Below are 16147 nucleotides of genomic sequence, written 5' to 3'. Positions count from 1 at the left end.
AGCGGTTCCGGTTAACGGCGGCGTGAGGTGTGGGCGCTGATCTGGAGTTGGTGGCCCTGGTCGTGCAGCAGGTCGCGCAGACGCAGCACGTCGTCACGCCGGGGAATTCCAGCCATCCAGACACTGCCGTCGTCGTCGAACATCACATCCAGCGCGCGGTCTTCGTGGTGCAGCGGGCGCTGGTAGGTGGACAGACGCCGGCGGCCCAGCTCGGTCAAGAAGATCAGGCGCTGGTTGTCGCTGCCCCGTAGGACCAGCGTTTGCGCCTGTTGTTGCTCGAAGGGGTCGCAGATCAATGCATCCAGCAGGCCTTCGGCTTGTTGCAATAGCGGTTGCAGGGTTTCCAGGGAGTGGCCGCTGTAGACCAGGATGTCGACCCCGGTGCGCTCGCGCAGGCCTCGAAGCAGGGCCAGCAGCGCCTCGGGCTGGTCGAAGGGCTCGCCGCCGGACAGGGTGATGCCTTCGGCCCGGGCCAACCAGGGTTGCAGGTCGTCCAGCACCTGGGCCAACGGCAAGGGGTGCTTGCCCGGCCCCCAGGTGTCCGCGGAAATGCAGCCTGCACAGCGGATGCTGCACCCCTGGAACCACAGGCCCAGGCGCTGCCCCGGCCCCAGGGTGGTGACCGGGAAGTGCACCCGCGACAGGCTGATGTTCACGAGGCGCGGGCAAGCAGTTGCAGGCCGCCGGCCTGCAGTTGGCGGATTTCGAAGGATTGGCCGGGCTGCGCATCCTGGTCGAACAGGGCCCGGGCCAGGGGGTTGAGCAGGTGCGCCTCCAACTGGTTGCGAATGCCCCGGCCACCGTTGGACAGGTCCTGCAGGCACAGCTGGCGCAGGTTGTGCAGCGAGTCGTCATCGAGCTGCACATGCAGGGCCTGGGCCGCCAGGTCGGCGAGGATATTGCCGACCATCTGCTGGAAGATCTGCTCGGCGATGTCCGGGCGGATGAAGTCGAAGACGATGATGTTCTCGCCGATCCGGTTGAGGATTTCCGGGCGGTTGAGCACCAGTTTGAAATAGCGCTCGATCTCGCCCTGGACCTTGCCTTGCACCGCTTCGAAGGCTTCGCCGGGCTGGACGTTGGCGACTCGCTCGCCGTTGTCGCCCTGGCGGTAGATGCCCAGGTTGGAGGTGAAGACGATCAGCGCCTCGGAGAAGTACACCCGGTCGCCCCGGCCTGAGGTAAGCACACCGTCATCAAGGATCTGCAGGAACTTGTCGAGGATCCGCGGGTGAGCCTTTTCTATCTCGTCGAACAGCACCACGCTGAAGGGTTTTTCGCGGATCGCGTTGGTCAGTTCGCCGCCCACGTCGTAGCCGACATAGCCGGGTGGCGCGCCTACCAGGCGCTGGTCCGCGTGTTCGGCGCTGAATTCCGACATATCGAAGCGGATGTACGCGCTTTCATCGCCAAACAGCAGGCTGGTGATGGTCTTGGCCAGTTCGGTCTTGCCGACCCCGGTGGGCCCGGCAAGAAAGGCCACGCCCCGGGGCCGGTTGCCCTTGCGGCTGGCGCCGACCCCGGTCATGGCGCGCTTGACGATATCCAGCATGTGGGTCACGGCGTGGCCCTGGCCCTTGACCCGCTGGCGAATGAAGCCGTCGGCCTGGCGGATGCGCTGGCGGTCGATCTTCAGCCAGGGGTCTTCGGTGACCCCGACTTTATAGCGGCGTACGGCATCGCCGATGCGTTCCATGGCCAGGCCTTCGACCCGGGCCAGCTGGACGATCGCGTTGAGGTCGAGCAGCAGCAGGCCCTCGGTGTTTTCGACGAAGGCCCGCACCGCGCTGTCGCGGCTTTCTTCGCTGGCCTCCTGGGCGCCGGGCAGGCCGCGCAACAGTGCCGGAGCCAGGGCCTGGCGGGCCTGCTGGTCGGGTTTGGACACGGGAATGGGCCGCAGGCGTGGGTTGTCGATCAGCATCCAGTCGGGCAGGTCGCCTTCCTTTTCCACCACCCAGAGAATGCTGTTGAAGAACGGCGTGCGCTGTTCCCCGGCAGGTCGGCTGCGGGCCTGGTGGGACAGCACTAGGGCCTGGGTGAACAGCTGGTGTTCTGCGGCGCTCAGGGCGTCATTGCGGATCACCAGGCGTGATGCAAAGTCGACAATCAGGGCCAGGGGCGCGCCCTGGCGCTCCACCAGGCGCGGCAAGGTCGCCGACAACAGGTCGAGGCCGGCCGGCGCGGCCCCGTCCACCGGGGTCAGGCCCAGCTCGCGCAGCAGGTTGTCGGCCTGGGCCGGCTCGCTGCCGGGGGGCAGCAAAACCCTGAGGCCGCCTAGGGGATCCCAGCTCAGCACATGGGCATAGCCGGCTGCCAGCAGTTCATCGCGCAGGTTGAGGTTGAAGGGCTGGGGGGTGATTACCCCGGGGGCGACCTCACTGGCCTGCAGGTCGCGGACGTTGCCGGACAGTACGAACTGGCTTTTCAGGGGTAGAAAGCGCAGCAGATCGCGCAGCCAGCGTGGCTTTTCGAAAGTGGCAGTCCTTGGCATGGAAGCGGAGCTCGTCGTAGGAAGCAGGACGCGACATTAGCATAGGGACGTTTTTACTTACGATGCTCCACAGGTTTTCTTACCTGTCAACGCTGAGCGGGAATCCGGCTTGCGAGGGAAGATGCCCATGAGATCGCCTTCGCCGGCAAGCCGGCTCCTACGGGTACGAAGGCGATGTGGCTGTAGGAGCTGGCTTGCCAGCGAAGAGGCCCGAGAGTCAGCCTTGGCCGGCAAGCCGGTTCCTGCGAGGGAAGCCGGCTACGGGGTGTCGGTGGCGGCGTCGGGCTCCAGCAGGCGGGCGCCCGGGCCGGCGTCTCCCAGGGCATCTCCATAGTTGCGCAGCGGGCACCCTTCCATGGACAGGCAGCCACAGCCAATGCACTGGTTCAGCCGCTCGCGCAGCAGGCTCAGTTGGCGGATGCGTTCGTCCAGTTCGCGGCTCCACTGTTCCGACAGGCGCTGCCAGTCCGCGGCAGTAGGCGCGCGGTCGGCGGGCAGGGTCGCCAGGGCCTGGCCGATCTCTGCCAGGGGAATGCCCAGGCGCTGGGCCACCTTGATCAGCGACACCCGGCGCAGCTCCGAACGTGGGTAGCGGCGCTGGTTGCCCGCGTTGCGATGGCTGTGGATCAGGCCCTTGGTTTCGTAGAAATGCAGCGCTGTGACGGCTACGCCACTGCGGGCCGACAGTTGGCCGACGCTCAGCTCTTTATGACGGGAGTCGGGTTCGATCATCAGTGGACCTCGGGAGGAAAAATACGCTTGACCTTGACTTAACTAGAGGTTTTACCCTGCGGCGCATTCAACAGCAATATTCTGTTTGCCCCCAGTGGAGAGTGATCCATGAGCGCCTTTGAAAAGACCCGCAGCTTTACCCAATTGATCGAGTTCGAGATCGAGCCCCATCAGCAACAGGCCCTGGTATCGGCCCTGGCCGAGCAGACCGAGCGCCTGGCCCAGGGCTATGGCGGTTTTCTGAGTGCCAGCGTGCAGGCCAGCGACGATGGCCGGCGGGTGCTCAATTACCTGCAATGGCAATCCCGGGAAGCCGGCGAAGCGGCGTTCCGGCGCTTCGAGAACGGCGAGCAGGATTTCTGGCAGTTGATCCTCGCCCACCAGGCCAAGACCGTGACCTTCGGTTCATTCCAAGTGCGCAGCAGCATCGCCCGTAGCCACGACAATGCCTTGCACTGCGACCTGCCGGGCTAGATCGACAGTTGCAGGGTGCGCTCGTTGGGCGCATCGATGGGGCGCCGCTTGTTCACCGCCAGTTCGCCGATCTTGATCAGCCGGGTCCGGGTGACGTTGCGGCTCAGGCCCAGCAGGTTGGCGGTGTGCACCTGGTTGTAGTGGCTGAAGCGGTAGGCCGCGCGCAGCAAGGCATCCTCGACCTTTTCGTGCAGGGCCCCGGCCTGTTCGGCGAAGAGTTTTTCAAAGGCCCGTTCCAGCAGGGCCTCGGCAGAGTCGTCGTGGCTCGGGTGGCTGTCGTCGGCGCGTTCGATGCGCATGTTCGACAGGCGCAGGTCGTCGCGCTGGATCACCCCGTTGCGGCAGATCAGCAGGGTGTGGTGGATGACGTTTTCCAACTCGCGGATGTTGCCCGGCCAACTGTAGCTCTTGAGCTTGTGCTCGGCCTCGGGGCTGATGCTGATGCTGCCGTAGCCCAGGCGCTGGCTGTAGGCCTCGATGAAGTGCCGGGTCAGCGGCAGGATGTCGCCGGGGCGCTCGCGCAGCGGGCTCAGTTCCAGGCTGACCACGTCCAGGCGGTAATACAGGTCTTCGCGAAAATGCCCGGCGTTGATGGCCTTTTCCAGTTGCACGTTGGTGGCGGCCAGTACGCGCACATCGATGGGAATGCTCTTGCGCGAACCCAGGCGCACCACTTCGCGCTCCTGCAGCACCCGCAGCAGCTTGACCTGGATGGCCATGGGCAGGTCGCCGATCTCGTCGAGGAACAGGGTGCCGCCGTCGGCCTCTTCGAACCACCCGGCCTTGGCGCTGAGGGCGCCGGTAAAGGCGCCTTTCTCATGGCCGAACAGTTCCGCCTCCACCAGGGATTCGGAGAAGGCACCGCAGTTCACCGCCACGAACGGTCGGTTGCGCCGGGCACTGAGGTTGTGGATATGGCGCGCCACCAGCTCCTTGCCGGTCCCGGTTTCGCCAATGATCAGCACGCTGGCTTCGCTCGGTGCCACCTGTTGCAGGTGCGCCAGCAGGGCCTGGGATTTCGGGTCCTCGAACACCTGGGCGGTGGCGCGGATCGAGGTCGCCAGGGCGGGCGAAGGGGGTAGGGTCAGAAGCTGCATCGGCACTCTCCGTCGAACAGAAGGCTAGGAGTAGAAAGTCGGGGTTGGCAGGGACTGGTTCAGCGCCCAGTCGCCCAGCTCATGAAGCTTGTAGTCCAGCGGGTCGTGCAGGGTCTGGGTGCGCAGGTTGCGCCAGTGCCGGTCCAGGCCCAGGGAGGCGTGGGTCGAGCGCGCGCCGGTGACTTCGAACAGGCGGCTGCACAGCTCCAGGCCCTGGCGGCTGGCGGCGACCTTGGCGGTGGCGATGGCCGTGGCCAGGTGCCCGCGCTCTTCGGCGCTGAGGGCCGGGCCCTTGGCCCAGGCCTGGTCCAGCAGCGCGGCGGCCCGCTCCACCAGCAGGCGGATGCCTTCCAGGGCGACCCAGAATTCGCCGTAGTGGCTGAGTATGTAGGGGTCCTGGCGCACGTCCTGGGCGCTGGACTTATGCCAGACCCGGGTTTCGCCGAGGGTGTACTGCCGGGCTTCTTCGAAGGCGCCTTCGGCGATGCCGAGGAACATGTGGGTGAAGGTCAGTTGGGCGATCAGCGGGCGCAGGCAGGCGAATGGTGTGCTCAGCGGGCCGGGGTCCAGCAGCAGTTCCGACTCCTCCACCCGTACCCGTTCGAAGGTGGCGCTGCCGCTATCGGTCTGGCGCTGGCCGATGTTGTTCCAGTCGTGGTGCAGGGTGATGCCGCTGCGGCCGCTGGGGATCGCGGCGATCAGCAACTTGCCGCCATTGCTTTCATCCACTGCCGAGGCAATGAGCATTTCCGAGTCGCTGGCACCGGAGCAGAAGCTCTTCTTGCCGGAAAACTCGCGCCAGCCCCCCAGGTTCCGGACCACGGTGCGGGTGTCCAGTGGGTTCAGGGCGTTGCCCCAGAACCAGTTCTTGCGTGCGGTCTGTTCGAACCAGGGTTGCCACTGTTCGGGTTTGGCAAACAGGCGCACGGTGGCCAGCATCAGGTGGTGGAAGCCGAAGACATGGGCGATGGAGCTATCGACCCGGGCGAATTCGCGGACGATGTTCAGCGTCTCGCTCCAGGGCGCGCCGAGCCCGCCGAACTGGCTGGGAATGCTCAGGGCCAGCAGGCCGCTTTGGCGCAGCGCGTCACGCTCGGCCTTGGGGGTGCCGCCGCGCTCGTCGCGTTCGACGGCGGTCAGGGCAAACTCGGCGGCCAGTTGGCGGGCGGTCTGCAGGGGGGACAACAGGGCGCTTTGCGGTTTGGCAGTCACGCGGTGTTCCTCGTTCGTGGCCGTTGTGGCGGCCGGGAAAAGGTGCTGCGAGCTGCAGGAACTGGCTTGCCAGCGAAGCGGGCCGGAAGATCGCCTTCGCCGGCAAGCCGGCTCCTGCAACAGCATTGGGGATTTCAGCGGCTGTTGGGCAACACGTCGTTGGCGATCATTTCGCCGAACGGCCCGGTGAGGTTGGTGACACCGCGGCCGGCCAGGCTGGCATAGGGCTCCGGCAGCAGCGGGAACACCAGCTCGGCGAAGCGATAGGCTTCTTCCAGGTGCGGGTAGCCGGAGAAAATGAAGCTCTCGATTCCCAGGTCCGCGTACTCCTTGATGCGCTCGGCCACTTGCTGCGGGTTGCCCACCAGGGCGGTACCGGCGCCACCGCGCACCAGGCCGACCCCGGCCCAGAGGTTGGGGGCGATCTGCAACTGGTCGCGGCGCCCGCCGTGCAGCGCTGCCATGCGCCGCTGGCCTTCGGAGTCGAAGCGGGAAAAGGACTGCTGGGCGGCGGCGATGGTGTCGTCGCTGATGTGCTCGATCAGCTTGTCCGCGGCTTTCCAGGCTTCGTCCTCGGTCTCACGCACGATCACATGCAGGCGGATGCCGAACTTCACCGTGCGGCCCTTGCGCGCTGCACGTTCGCGTACGTCGGCCAGTTTCTGCGCCACCGCCGCCGGTGGCTCGCCCCAGGTCAGGTAGACATCCACCTGGTCCGCCGCCAGTTCATGAGCGGCCTCGGAGGAACCGCCGAAGTACAGCGGCGGGTAGGGCTTCTGCACGGGCGGGTAGAGCGCCTTGGCGTTCTGCACATGCAGGTGCTTGCCTTCGAAGTCCACGGCTTCGCCTTGCAGCACCCGACGCCAGATCTGCAGGAATTCGTCAGTGACTTCATAGCGTTCGCTGTGGCTGAGGAAGCTGCCGTCGCCGCGGTTTTCGTCCGGGTCGCCGCCGGTGACCACGTTGATCAGCAGGCGGCCGTTGGACAGCCGGTCCAGGGTCGCGGCCATGCGCGCGGAAACCGTGGGGGAGATGATCCCCGGGCGGATCGCCACCAGGTAGCGCAGGCGTTCGGTCAGGGGCACCAGGGCCGAGGCGATCACCCAGGAGTCTTCGCAGGAGCGCCCCGTGGGAATCAGCACACCGTGGTAGCCCAGGCTGTCCGCGGCCTGCGCCACTTGCTTGAGGTAGTTGAGGGTGACCGGGCGCGCGCCCTGGGCAGTGCCGAGGAAATGGCCGTCGCCGTGGGTCGGAAGAAACCAGAACACATCCATGACAGCTCCTCAGGCGATTTTCAGCAGGTGGGTCGGGTGGGCGCGAAACAGCGGCGCGGCCCGTTCGGCGGCGAGCTGGATGCGCGCTTTGAGCAGGTCGCTGGTGATCTGGTAATTGCTGAAGTCGGCCTCGGTGGCGTACACGCCGATCGGCAGGGTCAGGGCCTGGAAGAAACTGAACAGTGGGCGTAGCTGGTGATCCAGAACCAGGGCATGGCGTTCGCTGCCACCCGTCGCGGCCAGCAGCACCGGGGTGTCGATCAGGGCATTGAGATCGATCAGGTCGAACAGGTGCTTGAGCAGGCCGGGATAGGAACCGCGATACACCGGGGCGGCGACGATCAGCAGGTCGGCGTTCTCGATGGCCTGGAGTTCGGCTTCAACCTCGGCCGGCAGTTCCTGGCGCGACAGGGCGGCACCCACCGGGCGGGCGATATCTCCCAGTTCGATCAGGTGGGCGTTGAAGGACAGGTGCCCGGACAGTTCAGCCAGCAGGGCCTGGGTCAGCACCAGGGTGCGCGATGGGCGCCAGGTTCCACCGGAAAGGGCTACGACGTTCAAGGGGCGGGACATGATCAGTTCCTTTTTAAACAGTGGCTCAACGAGCAGTGGCAGGTCCCAGGCTCTGGAGCAAGAGCTGTACCAAAGACTTGCAGCCCTTGTACGGCGCGGTTTTGCGCTGATCTGCAGTTGCCGGGTGCTGTTGCCCAGCCGCTGTTTTGTTGATCGGCTGTTGCCTGGCCAACAGTTGCTCTGGCAACAGTTGGCGGGCGAGATGGGACTGTTATAAAGGCTTGTTGTTATTCCTCAAAAGAGCTTGTTTCCATATTTATAGAGTTTTATGGAATATAAGGGTGAGCAGCGCCCTGGCCTTGGAACGATCGATAGCCACTATCGAGCAAGGTGATTTTTGCCGCTGATGGCGCGCGAGTAGCCTGTGTCCATTGTTCGCAACCCGCCCCAGGTGCTCGCCATGAAGGCTTTCTCTGCTGTCTTGCTGTTGTTGGTTTCCAGTGTGCTGGCCGGTTGTGCCAGCCCCGGTGCACCGGAGTTGCGGCCCTATACCGCGCAGGAAACCCGGGAGCTGGCTATGGAGGCGTTGAACCGGCGCGGTTTGTCCTTCGATGAATACCAGCAGAAAAAGGCCGAGTTGCTGGGCCGCCCGGCGAGCTTCGACAGCCAGGGTGAAATGAGTGCACAGCGCAATATCAGTCGCCATCAACCTGCCAGTTGAGAAGAACTGTACTGGTCCAAGTTTTCAGCAACTGTCCGTGGGTTTCAGTCTGAGGCTGGGTTAGGGTCGAGGCCTGATCGACCTGCCCCGGATCTTGCCCCCATGAGCCTTTCCCCTGACCTGCTGTTGGCCTTCGCCCTGTTTGCCCTGGTCACTTCCATCACGCCCGGTCCCAACAACACCATGTTGCTGGCCTCGGGGGTGAACTTCGGCTTCAACCGTTCCATTCCCCACATCCTCGGCATCAGCTGCGGCTTCTTTGTCCTGGTGCTGGCGGTCGGCCTGGGCCTGGGGGCGGTGTTCGAGGCCTACCCGCTGCTGTACAGCGTGCTGCGCTACGTTGGCGCAGCGTACCTTCTGTACCTGGCGTGGAAGATTGCCCGTTCCGGGCCGCTGTCCGATGAGCAGCAGCACCACGGCCGGCCGCTGGGCTATTGGGGCGCCGCAGCGTTCCAGTGGGTCAATCCCAAGGCCTGGGTCATGGCAGTGGGGGCCATCAGTACCTACACCCCGTTGCAGGGCTACTTCACCAATGTGCTGGTGATTGCCGCGGTGTTCGCGCTGATCAATGCGCCCACGGTGAGCCTCTGGGCTGCGTGCGGCAGCCTGCTGCGCAATGTGTTGCGCAACCCGCGCTGGTTGCGCCTGTTCAATTTGTTGATGGCCGCCTTGCTGGTGCTTTCCCTCGCACCGCTGTTGTTCGAAAAGATGAGTTGAACGGCGCTTCATGGCGCTGCCTCGAGCCTGTAAGCTGCGATGCAGGAGCGTTCCTACGCACTTTTAAACGAAGATGTTCTTCTTTAACTGCATCCGATCGGGTATTGCTCAAGGCCAGCATTTGCCGCGCCGCCTAAGCACGGCGCATGGCTGCCTCGCCTTTTTGCCAGCATATGCCGACCCTGGAACAAGCTCTGCGGGTTTTCAGTCATGAACAAGCGTCCTCTTTATTTCGACTACGCCGCCACCACGCCGGTGGATGAGCGAGTCATTCAGGTCATGCTGGAGTGCCTGGGTTTCAACGCCCATTTCGGCAATCCGGCGTCCAGTTCACACGCCTTTGGCCGGGAAGCGCGGGGTTACGTCGAGCGCGCCCGGCAACAAGTGGCACAACTGGTCGGCGCGCAGTCCGAGCAGATTGTCTGGACCTCCGGCGCTACCGAATCCAACAACCTGGCCCTCAAGGGGGTGATGCAGGCCCGGGGCGTGAGCGGCGGCCATGTCATCACCAGCCAGATCGAACACAAGGCGGTGCTCGACACCGCCCGGCAACTGCAGGAGGCCGGGGTCGCAGTGACCTACCTGGTGCCGGATGCCGATGGCCTGATCACCGCGCAAGCGGTCAGCGAAGCCCTGCGCGACGACACCTTCCTGGTGTCGCTGATGCTGGTAAACAACGAACTGGGCACCCTCAACGACATTCCGGCCATTGGCCAGGTGGTGCGTGAGCGTGGCGCCCTGTTGCATGTGGATGCCGCCCAGGGTGCGGGCAAGGTGGCCATCGATCTGGCCCGGTGGCCGGTGGACCTGATGTCGTTCTCGGCCCATAAGCTATATGGCCCCAAGGGCATCGGCGCGCTGTATGTCGGGCCGCGGGCGCAGCAACACGTGCAGGCGCAGATTCATGGCGGCGGCCATGAGGGCGGCTTGCGCTCCGGAACCCTGGCCACCCACCAGATCGCGGCCATGGGCGCCGCCTTTGCCCTGGCCGGCGAACTGTTCGAGGAAGAAACCGCCGCCATCGTGCGTCTGCGCGGGCGCCTGCTGGAGCAACTGGCGGGTATCGCCGGCCTGCGCTTGAATGGCAGTGTCACCCAGCGCATTCCCCACACCCTGAGCCTGACCTTCACCGAGGGAGGTTTTGATGGGGCGGCGTTGGGCGCGGCCCTGGCCTTTTCCGCGACTTCGGCCTGCAACTCGGCAAGCAATGCGCCTTCCCATGTATTGCTGGCGCTGGGGCATGATGCCGGGCAGGCCGCGCGGACCATCCGCTTGAGCCTCGGGCGTTTCACCTGCGAACAGGATGTGGATCGCGCCGCTCAACTGATCCAGGCGGCGACCGCCTCAGCCCCTGCGTTCTGGGCCACAACACAACCTTGAGGGTCGAGTGACTTCGATCTTCCATAACAATGATTAAGCCGGTTAAGGAGACACAATGAGTACCCAGCCTTCGACCAATGGAGTGGTCCCCCAGCGCTTGGCGCATGTCCGTCAGCTGATGAGCCGCGAAGGCATTCACGCCTTGCTGGTGCCTTCGGCCGACCCGCACCTGTCGGAATACCTGCCGGGCTACTGGCAAGGGCGCCAGTGGCTGTCGGGGTTTCATGGGTCGGTCGGGACCTTGATCGTGACCGCTGATTTTGCCGGCGTATGGGCCGACAGCCGTTACTGGGAGCAGGCCACCAAGGAACTCAAGGGCAGCGGCATCGAACTGGTGAAGTTGCAACCGGGCCAGCCCGGGCCCCTGGACTGGCTGGCCGAGCAGACCCCGCAAGGTGCGGTGGTGGCGGTGGACGGCGCGGTCATGGCCCTGGCTTCGGCCCGTACCCTGGGCAGCAAGCTGCAGGAACGCGGGGCCAGCCTGCGTACCGATACCGACCTGCTACAGGAAGCCTGGAGCGACCGCCCGTCTTTGCCCGATCAGCCGGTCTATCAGCATCTGCCGCCCCAGGCCACCCAGAGCCGGGTCGAGAAGCTTGCGGCGTTGCGCGCAACTCTCAAGGAGCGTGGCGCCGACTGGCATTTCATCGCTACCCTCGATGACATTGCCTGGCTGTTCAACCTGCGCGGCGCCGATGTGTCCTTCAACCCGGTGTTTGTCTCCTTTGCCCTGATCAGCCAGCAGCAGGCGACCTTGTTCGTGGCCTTGAGCAAGGTCGATGAGGCATTGCGCGCGCAACTGGAGGTGGATGGCGTCAGCCTGCGCGACTATTCAGAGGTGTCCGCGGCCTTGCAGGCAGTGCCGGAAGGCGTAGCGTTGCAGATCGACCCGGCGCGCGTCACCGCGGGCTTGCTGGAGCACCTGAACCCCGGGGTGAAGCTGCTGGAGGGGCTCAACCCCACCACCCTGGCCAAGTCGCGCAAGAGCCTGGCGGACGCCGAGCACATTCGCCAGGCCATGGAGCAGGATGGCGCGGCGCTCTGCGAATTCTTCGCCTGGCTGGACAGCGCCCTGGGGCGTGAACGCATTACCGAACTGACCATCGATGAGCGCCTGACGGCCGCCCGTGAACGGCGCCCGGGTTATGTCTCGCTGAGTTTCAATACCATTGCTGCGTTCAACGCCAACGGCGCCATGCCCCATTACCACGCCACGCCCGAAGAGCATGCGGTCATCGAGGGTGATGGCCTGTTGCTGATCGATTCCGGCGGCCAGTACCTGGGTGGCACCACCGATATCACGCGCATGGTGCCGGTGGGGACGCCGAGTGCCGAGCAGAAGCGCGATTGCACCCGGGTGCTCAAGGGCGTTATCGCGCTGTCCCGGGCGCAGTTTCCGCGGGGCATTCTGTCGCCGTTGCTGGATGCCATCGCCCGGGCGCCGATCTGGGCCGAAGGTGTGGACTACGGGCACGGCACCGGGCATGGCGTTGGTTATTTTCTCAACGTTCACGAAGGCCCGCAGGTGATTGCCTATCAGGCCGCAGCGACGCCGCAGACCGCGATGCAACCGGGGATGATCACTTCGATCGAACCCGGGACCTACCGCCCTGGCCGCTGGGGCGTACGAATCGAGAACCTGGCGCTCAACCGTGAGGCGGGCAAGACCGAGTTCGGTGAGTTTCTGAACTTCGAAACCCTCACCCTGTGCCCGATCGATACCCGTTGCCTGGAGCCATCGCTGCTCACCGAGGATGAGCGCGAATGGTTCAACGGCTATCACGCTGAAGTCCGCCGGCGCCTCAGCCCGCTGCTGGAGGGCCCGGCCCTGGAGTGGTTGCAGGTTCGTACTGCGGCTATCTGAGGAAAGATGTCACCCGCGCAAGGCGGGTGACGTCACGCGATGGGTTCCTGGCAATGGCGCGGCCGCTGCCAGGGACAGGGCAGGTTACGGCGCGTTCAAGGCTTCGCGGACGAAATCCAGGCGGTCCTGGCCAAAGAACAGTTCGTCTCCCACGAACATGCTGGGCGCGCCGAACACCCCTTTTTGCAACGCCTGTTCGGTCTTGTCCTTGAGGGCGGCCTTGACCTCTTCGTCATTGCTCAGGTCGAGGATCTGCTGCGGGTCGAAGCCACCTTGTTCCAGGACCTGGGTGATGGTGGCCGGGTCGTTGAGGTTGCGTTTGTCCACCCAGAGCGCACGGAACAGGCAGTCGAGGAATTCACCGAAACGTTCCGGCAGGCGCAGTTGAACCCCGGTGGTGGCGCGCATCAGCAGCAGGGTATTGATGGGAAAGTGCGGATTGAAGTTGAGCTCCACCCCATAGCGCCGGGCAAAGCGCGCCAGGTCGTGCAGCATATACCGGCCCTTGGCGGGAACACTGATGGGGGAGGCGTTGCCGGTGGTCTTGAAGACCCCGCCCAGCAGCATGGGCTGATACACCAGCTGGCTATCGGTTTCGGCGCAGATTTTTGGCAGTTGGGTATAGGCCAGGTATGAGGTAGGGCTGCCCAGGTCGAAGAAGAACTCCACCTTTTTGCTCATGTTTCAGACTCCTTGATTGTTGTTATTGGAGAAGGCCTTACCAGCGTTCGTTCCACGGGCGCAGGTCCAGCTCGAAGGTCCAGGCGTCCCGGGGCTGGCTGTGCAGGTACCAGTAGTTTTCGGCGATATGCTCGGGGTTGAGGATGCCGTCCTGGTCCTTGAGGGCGTATTTTTCGGGAAAGCTGGTACGGATGAAATCGGTGTCGATGGCACCGTCGACGATGACATGGCCGACATGGATGTTCAGGGGGCCCAGTTCCCGCGCCATGCTCTGGGCCAGGGCGCGAATGCCGTGCTTGGCCCCGGCGAAGGCGGCAAAGCCGGCGGCACCGCGTACGCCTGCGGTGGCGCCGGTGAACAGAATAGTGCCGCGTTGGCGCTTGGCCATGCGCTTGGCCACTTCCCGGGCATTGAGAAAGCCCGAAAAGCAGGCCATTTCCCAGATCTTGAAATACTTGCGTGCGGTTTCTTCAAGAATGCTGCAGGGCACATTGGCGCCAATATTGAAGACAAAGGCCTCGATAGGGCCGATCTGGGTTTCGATCTGCTCGATCAGCGCGATCACGTCTTCCTCTTTGCGTGCATCACAGCCAAAACCATGGGCCTGGCCGCCGGACTGCTGGATGGCGTCCACCAGGGGTTGCAGTTTGTCCGCGCTGCGGCGGGTCATGCAGGCAATAAAGCCTTCGGCGGCGAAACGCTTGGCAATGGCACCGCCGGTCGCGTCGCCGGCACCCACTACCAGTACGACTTTGTTCTTGTTCAAGGTTGCAGTCATGGGAGGTTCGCTCTTTGGTAAACGATCGTTAACTAAACGAACGTTATGCTATGATTTTTCCGTCGTCAAGAAAACTGGGGAGCCCGTCAGGGAATGCGTTATTCAGCTAGTCACAAGCAGGAAACCCGCGAGCGTCTGCTGCAAAGCAGCGCGGCGCAGGCCAAGAACGAAGGTTTTTCCACTGTGGGGGTGGATGCCTTGATGAAAGCCATTGGCCTGAGTGGCGGGGCTTTCTATAGCCACTTCACCTCCAAGGACGAATTGTTCAGCTCGATTGTCGAGCGCGAGTTGAGCCAGAGCCTGGCGCGCCTGGGCGGGGAGGGGCAGCAGAATCAGGAGAAGTTGCGTCGCTGTCTGAAGCAGTACTTGAGCGTGGCGCATCTGCAACAGCCGGGTGCTGGCTGCGCACTGCCGGCATTGGGTGCGGAGATTGCCCGGGGGAGCCTAGAGGTGCGGCAGGAGGCGCAGGACTGGATCTGCCGCTTGCACCAGGCTTGGGCGCAGACTCTGGGCAGCGAAAGCCTGGCCTGGTCGATCCTGTCCCAGTGCGTTGGCGCGTTGGTGGTAGCGCGAATGCTGGTGAACCCCGGCATTCAGCATCAGGTACTGGCGTCCAGCCATGAGCAGATCATCGGGCAGCTGGAGCGGCTGCCCGCAAGTTGACCGGCAAGGCTATTTGCAGATGACGATCATGCTGCGGCTGGTGTAGCCGGCAGGGTTCAGGCCGAAGGGGTAGTCGCCTGGGTCTTCCACGGCATCACCGGACTTGGCGATGACCTTGTAGCCTTTGGGGCCGCAGGACTCAGTCGCCTTGGTGTAGCACTTTTCCCAGGAAGAAGATAAACCCGAGCAGTTGATGTGGAGTCCTTTCTTGCCCCGTTTGACTTCGGTTTTCGCGGTAGCCGCGCAGCCTGCAATTGCAAGTACGGCCAACAGTATCAAAAATCGTTTCATCCCCGTCCTTATCGCTAGCCCCGGATCTGGCGTCCGAGTGTGACTGCATTACCTGTCGTCTTTTGCGTGTGCGATATCCCTGTCCGGCAACTCCCTGGGCGACGTTGAGTAGCCGGCTAAACATGGCCTAAATGAGCACCAATTACCAGAGTTGAATCTCAATCAACTGCAACTATTGGTTTGGTCTCGCGGCGCATGGTCATGGTGGCGCCTACGGAAGCCAGGATGATGCAGGCGATTGCCGTCCACTGGGACAGGGACAGGTACTCGTGGAGGAACAACAGGCCGGAAAGCGCGCCGAAAGCGGGCTCGATACTCATCAGGGTGCCGAAGGTCCGGGCTGGCATGCGAGTCAGGGCAACCATCTCCAGGCTATAGGGGAGGGCTGTGGACAAGATGGCGACTCCCAGGGCAACCGGGATCAGGGAGGGAGTCAGTAGTGCGGCGCCGGCATGGACTATGCCTATGGGTGCAACAAAGAGAGCAGCAATCATGACGCCCAGGGCGGCGGTCTGAATGCCGTTCTCGGCTCCGGCCTTCTGTCCGAAGAGTATGTACAGCGCCCAGCAGACCCCGGCCCCCAGTGCATAACCTGCACCGACCAGGTCGATGGCTGTTTCTGTGGCTCCGGTGGGAATAAGCAGTAGCAGCCCGACGATAGCCAGAGCGATCCACAGGAAGTCTATGGCCTTGCGTGACGCATAGATGGCTACTGCGAGGGGGCCTGTGAACTCGAGGGCGACGGCGATGCCCAGAGGGACACTCCTGAGGGACATATAGAAGAGGAAGTTCATGCCGCCCAGGGCCATGCCGTAGATGATCACGGTGCGCAGGGTGTTGGTGGTGAACTTGGCGCGCCAGGGTCTTAATAGAAGCAGCATGATGATGCTGGCGAAAATCAGCCGCAGGGTTGTGGTTCCTTGTGCGCCAACGATTGGGAACATGCTCTTGGCCAGTGAGGCTCCTGATTGAATCGAGGCCATGGCAATAAGCAGCAGCCCCACCGGAAACAGGGTCGAGGCAAGGCTGCGCGGTTGGTCATTCATGCAAGGGGTCATCCAGAGTGTTGGGGGAGGGGCACCTAGAACATGATGCTCAACTAATCACGGATGAGCAATATAGTGCGCATGGTCTTTTTTACGCCTCTATATAGAAGCTGCGAATGGGCTGTTTTGCGGCTGATCATAGAAAATGCAAATTAAGTCTTGACGGCAGATTCTACAGGTCTATAATTCGCCCCACTTCCGGCGCAGTCGAAA

Annotated in this window: 18 protein-coding genes; 7 read left to right on the top strand and 11 right to left on the bottom strand. The window is 63.5% G+C overall.

From position 1 onward, the window contains the following. Nucleotides 1-11: 11 nt before the first annotated feature. From ACUXVH_RS29470 to soxR, 3 genes are all read right to left on the bottom strand, one after another. Nucleotides 12-656 (bottom strand): 4Fe-4S cluster-binding domain-containing protein, encoded by a 645-nt coding sequence (locus tag ACUXVH_RS29470; protein WP_019092947.1) that lies wholly within the window; start codon nucleotides 654-656, stop codon nucleotides 12-14. After that, nucleotides 653-2491 carry an AAA family ATPase gene (locus ACUXVH_RS29465; RefSeq protein WP_065365506.1) on the bottom strand — a complete coding sequence of 613 codons (1839 nt, stop codon included), beginning with the start codon at nucleotides 2489-2491 and terminating at the stop codon, nucleotides 653-655. The genes ACUXVH_RS29470 and ACUXVH_RS29465 overlap by 4 nt, the downstream gene beginning before the upstream one ends. A 258-nt stretch (nucleotides 2492-2749) precedes the next feature. Further along, nucleotides 2750-3223 carry a redox-sensitive transcriptional activator SoxR gene (gene soxR / locus ACUXVH_RS29460; protein WP_065365507.1) on the bottom strand — a complete coding sequence of 158 codons (474 nt, stop codon included), beginning with the start codon at nucleotides 3221-3223 and terminating at the stop codon, nucleotides 2750-2752. Between the two features lie 108 nt (nucleotides 3224-3331). On the opposite strand from soxR, the gene ACUXVH_RS29455 reads away from it, so the two are divergent. Then, a complete protein-coding gene (locus ACUXVH_RS29455; RefSeq protein ID WP_011062435.1) occupies nucleotides 3332-3697 on the top strand; it encodes an antibiotic biosynthesis monooxygenase in 366 nt (121 codons plus the stop codon). Here ACUXVH_RS29455 and ACUXVH_RS29450 read toward each other — a convergent pair. The 4 genes from ACUXVH_RS29450 to msuE all read right to left on the bottom strand — a co-directional run bounded on the left by ACUXVH_RS29450 (nucleotide 3694) and on the right by msuE (nucleotide 7853). Beyond that, complete coding sequence (locus ACUXVH_RS29450; RefSeq protein WP_011062434.1) at nucleotides 3694-4794, bottom strand: sigma-54 interaction domain-containing protein; 1101 nt, start codon at nucleotides 4792-4794, stop codon at nucleotides 3694-3696. The two genes, ACUXVH_RS29455 and ACUXVH_RS29450, sit on opposite strands and share 4 nt — an antisense overlap. Nucleotides 4795-4818: 24 nt before the next feature. Then, nucleotides 4819-6006 (bottom strand): acyl-CoA dehydrogenase family protein, encoded by a 1188-nt coding sequence (locus ACUXVH_RS29445; protein WP_011062433.1) that lies wholly within the window; start codon nucleotides 6004-6006, stop codon nucleotides 4819-4821. A gap of 134 nt (nucleotides 6007-6140) precedes the next feature. Next, nucleotides 6141-7280 (bottom strand): FMNH2-dependent alkanesulfonate monooxygenase, encoded by a 1140-nt coding sequence (ssuD, locus tag ACUXVH_RS29440; protein ID WP_011062432.1) that lies wholly within the window; start codon nucleotides 7278-7280, stop codon nucleotides 6141-6143. Between the two features lie 9 nt (nucleotides 7281-7289). Continuing rightward, nucleotides 7290-7853: an FMN reductase gene (msuE, locus tag ACUXVH_RS29435; protein WP_015636469.1), complete on the bottom strand. Its 564-nt coding sequence runs from the start codon at nucleotides 7851-7853 to the stop codon at nucleotides 7290-7292. On the opposite strand from msuE, the gene ACUXVH_RS29430 reads away from it, so the two are divergent. From ACUXVH_RS29430 to ACUXVH_RS29410, 5 genes are all read left to right on the top strand, one after another. Next, nucleotides 7852-8070, top strand: a complete 219-nt coding sequence (locus ACUXVH_RS29430; RefSeq protein WP_020424227.1) for a hypothetical protein — start codon at nucleotides 7852-7854, stop codon at nucleotides 8068-8070. The two genes, msuE and ACUXVH_RS29430, sit on opposite strands and share 2 nt — an antisense overlap. 183 nt (nucleotides 8071-8253) lie before the next feature. Then, nucleotides 8254-8514: a hypothetical protein gene (locus ACUXVH_RS29425; RefSeq protein WP_019092950.1), complete on the top strand. Its 261-nt coding sequence runs from the start codon at nucleotides 8254-8256 to the stop codon at nucleotides 8512-8514. Nucleotides 8515-8616: 102 nt separating this feature from the next. Then, nucleotides 8617-9231: a LysE family translocator gene (locus tag ACUXVH_RS29420; RefSeq protein WP_015636467.1), complete on the top strand. Its 615-nt coding sequence runs from the start codon at nucleotides 8617-8619 to the stop codon at nucleotides 9229-9231. Between the two features lie 210 nt (nucleotides 9232-9441). Next, a complete protein-coding gene (locus ACUXVH_RS29415; RefSeq protein ID WP_065365508.1) occupies nucleotides 9442-10611 on the top strand; it encodes a cysteine desulfurase family protein in 1170 nt (389 codons plus the stop codon). Nucleotides 10612-10666: 55 nt separating this feature from the next. Further along, on the top strand, nucleotides 10667-12475 hold the full coding sequence (locus ACUXVH_RS29410; RefSeq protein ID WP_065365509.1) for an aminopeptidase P family protein: 1809 nt from the start codon (nucleotides 10667-10669) through the stop codon (nucleotides 12473-12475). A gap of 84 nt (nucleotides 12476-12559) precedes the next feature. On the opposite strand, the gene ACUXVH_RS29405 is transcribed toward ACUXVH_RS29410, so the two are convergent. After that, nucleotides 12560-13156: a 2-hydroxychromene-2-carboxylate isomerase gene (locus ACUXVH_RS29405; protein ID WP_011062426.1), complete on the bottom strand. Its 597-nt coding sequence runs from the start codon at nucleotides 13154-13156 to the stop codon at nucleotides 12560-12562. Between the two features lie 37 nt (nucleotides 13157-13193). Further along, nucleotides 13194-13934, bottom strand: coding sequence for an SDR family oxidoreductase (locus ACUXVH_RS29400; RefSeq protein WP_019092954.1), 741 nt, complete (start codon nucleotides 13932-13934; stop codon nucleotides 13194-13196). 93 nt (nucleotides 13935-14027) lie between these two features. Between ACUXVH_RS29400 and ACUXVH_RS29395 the strand changes: the two genes are divergently transcribed. After that, nucleotides 14028-14597 (top strand): TetR/AcrR family transcriptional regulator, encoded by a 570-nt coding sequence (locus tag ACUXVH_RS29395; RefSeq protein ID WP_065365511.1) that lies wholly within the window; start codon nucleotides 14028-14030, stop codon nucleotides 14595-14597. A gap of 9 nt (nucleotides 14598-14606) precedes the next feature. Here ACUXVH_RS29395 and ACUXVH_RS29390 read toward each other — a convergent pair whose 3' ends face one another. After that, nucleotides 14607-14888, bottom strand: coding sequence for a hypothetical protein (locus ACUXVH_RS29390; protein WP_011062423.1), 282 nt, complete (start codon nucleotides 14886-14888; stop codon nucleotides 14607-14609). A gap of 158 nt (nucleotides 14889-15046) precedes the next feature. Then, nucleotides 15047-15934: a threonine/homoserine exporter RhtA gene (rhtA, locus tag ACUXVH_RS29385; RefSeq protein ID WP_019092955.1), complete on the bottom strand. Its 888-nt coding sequence runs from the start codon at nucleotides 15932-15934 to the stop codon at nucleotides 15047-15049. Nucleotides 15935-16147: the final 213 nt, after the last annotated feature.

It is taken from the genome of Pseudomonas sp. 8(2025) (assembly GCF_052665325.1).
The sequence above is the reverse complement of the archived record's forward strand: the minus strand, read 5'-3'. Positions and strand labels throughout refer to the sequence as shown.